1 protein-coding gene is annotated in these 316 nt (G+C 46.8%); it reads right to left on the reverse strand.

Features of this window, described 5'->3' with window-relative positions; all coding sequences use genetic code 11:
• A partial coding sequence (locus ICL55_RS35010; protein WP_223151704.1) for a condensation domain-containing protein occupies positions 1-316 on the reverse strand: 316 nt, incomplete at both ends.

Genomic DNA, 316 nt, shown 5'->3' on the forward strand with positions numbered 1-316 from the left:
CTCTGCAGCCGGCATCATGTCCACTGCCGGAATTACTATCCCGGGATTCACAACCATGTGTTGCAATATGGTATCGAGGTGTACCGCCACCGCTTTCATGATCTCCGGACGGTACACATTTTCGTTATAATTCAGCCGTATCTTTATCTGTTCTCCAGGCAGCACCACCACTGTCAGATCATAATTGGTTTGTTCAAAAATATCTTTCAGTTCGATAGTAAATCCAACAGTATCCCCCGACATCATGTTCTCTACCCTATCCTCCAGCGGATAGTTTTCAAATACCAGGAGATGATCGATCAGCGTTCTGCCGGCG

The organism is Chitinophaga varians (assembly GCF_014529945.1).
Taxonomy (GTDB): Bacteria; Bacteroidota; Bacteroidia; order Chitinophagales; family Chitinophagaceae; genus Chitinophaga; species Chitinophaga varians.